This window comes from Ilumatobacter sp. (assembly GCF_049588435.1).
Classification (GTDB): Bacteria; Actinomycetota; Acidimicrobiia; order Acidimicrobiales; family Ilumatobacteraceae; genus Ilumatobacter_A.
In genome coordinates this window covers 1-1,820 of the sequence record NZ_JBAVYV010000436.1, presented here as the reverse complement: position 1 = coordinate 1,820, position 1,820 = coordinate 1, and the positions used below count along the sequence as shown (strand labels likewise).

Genomic DNA, 1,820 nt, shown 5'->3' with positions numbered 1-1,820 from the left:
GCCAGAAGCCGACCGACCACACCAGCAGCGGATCGATCAGCACGAGCCCGGTCACCGCGACGGCGAGGATGCGCACCGGTGGGCGCTCCCGACCGAGCACGAATGCGGTGGCCGACAGAGCGGCCATCGCGCCCGCCCGGACGATCGACGGTTCGTAGCGGGTGAGCGCCATGAACCAGGCGATCAGCCCGACCGTCACCGCCCACCGCATCCACGGTCGGAGGCGGCAGAGCAGCGGCCCCGCAGCGGCGAGGAGGAAGCTCACGTTCTGCCCCGACACCGCGGTCAGATGGGACAGCCCGCTCGCCCGGAATCGTTCGATCATCTCGGGCGGTTGATCCCGATCATCTCCGACGACCAAGCCCCGGAAGAGCGCACCGTCGGCCGCCGGGAGGCGTTCGGATGCTCGTTCGATCGACGATCGCACCCGGTTCGAGGCGCGCGCGATGGCGTCGCCCGCATCCACGTCGCTCGCCCACTCCAGATCGAACGCACCGACGACGTGCTGCCAGGCCACCCGGTGCGCACGCTGGGGGTCGAGGCCCGTCCGCTCACCGCTCACGGCGACCCACTCACCGCCCCGCCACTCACGGACACGCTGCTGCTGAGCGCGCCCGCGCGACCAGAACTCGAAGCGCTGTCCCTCGACCTCGAGGATCACCCGCGTGGCACCGGAATACGGTTGCGGATCGTCGACGACACGCGCCCACCCTGCGTAGTCGCCGACCTCATCGGGTGTCAACGACGCCCACGCCTGATCGCTGCGCACCACACCCGCCACAGCGAGCAGCAGGAGCATCAGACCGAGCGCCCACGAGCGCATGGTCCCCCCGACCACGACACTCCCCACGGCCACCACGACCGGATCTCGCGTCCACACGGCGAGGACCACCACGCCGGTAGCAGCGACCACCCACCGGGTGCCAGGGGCCCACACGGTCTCCGTCCGCGCGGGATGACCCCGAAGTCCCTCGCCGTTGGCGTATCGTTCATCTCGCGTGCCGGTTTCAGCTCCCTCCACCCGCGTGCCGTCGAGAGACATGAGCACCGAATACACGGTCATCGAAGGACCTCGCTGGTTCCACGATCGAATTCGTTCCCGCGGTCCCTTCGCGGCGCTCATGATCCCCGGAGCGCTCGGGGCGCTCGCGTTTCTCGCGCTCCGATTCTCCGACGCCTCGTGGAGCGGCGCGTTCGGGTTGATCGGTGGGTACCTCGCCGCTCCACTCCTCCTCGTGGTCGGTGCGCCGTTCGGGGAGCGCAACCTCTACCCCGTCGCGGCCCTCGCGTCGGCGGTGATGTGGCTGATCGTGGGGTTCGTCGCATCGCGTCGAGCCACGCGCAATCCGATGGCGACCTGGGTCGACTACTGGCGACACTTCTCGGCGATGCTCCTCGGCATCTGGGGCGGCATCGCGATCGCGCTGATCGTGGCGACGATCCGGATCGGGAGCGGCGTCGTCGACTGGACGTAGCCCCGTCCTCCGTGACCCGCTTCACGTGACGACCAGTCCGGTGAGGGCGGCGAGCTTCGCCGGACCGATCCCGGGCACACGTTCGAGATCCTCGAACGCTGCGAACGGACCGTTGAGATCGCGATCGGTGATGATCGCCGCCGCGGTCGCCGGGCCGACCCCTGGCAGGCGCTGCAACTCGTCCGCCGAGGCGCGATTGACGTCGACCGGCCCCACCGGCGTGGAACCCGCTCCCGACGCGTCGGCGACCGGAGACACGGGCAACGGCAACTCCTCGCCCCGTTCGGGCACGTAGACCCGCTCGCCGTCGACGACCGGTGCTGCGAGGTTGAGCCGACTCGGATC

3 protein-coding genes are annotated in these 1,820 nt (G+C 69.9%); 1 reads left to right on the top strand and 2 read right to left on the bottom strand.

The genetic code is table 11. The features are described from left to right. The coding region (locus WBV89_RS16665) for a ComEC/Rec2 family competence protein (protein WP_423982468.1) at positions 1 to 1,042 on the bottom strand (1,042 nt) is incomplete at its 3' end. Between WBV89_RS16665 and WBV89_RS16660 the strand changes: the two genes are divergently transcribed. Continuing rightward, a complete protein-coding gene (locus WBV89_RS16660; RefSeq protein ID WP_423982467.1) occupies positions 1,041 to 1,475 on the top strand; it encodes a hypothetical protein in 435 nt (144 codons plus the stop codon). The genes WBV89_RS16665 and WBV89_RS16660 overlap by 2 nt on opposite strands. 21 nt (positions 1,476 to 1,496) lie before the next feature. On the opposite strand, the gene WBV89_RS16655 is transcribed toward WBV89_RS16660, so the two are convergent. Further along, positions 1,497 to 1,820, bottom strand: a 324-nt coding sequence (locus WBV89_RS16655; protein ID WP_423982466.1) for a ComEA family DNA-binding protein, incomplete at its 5' end; no start/stop codon positions are given.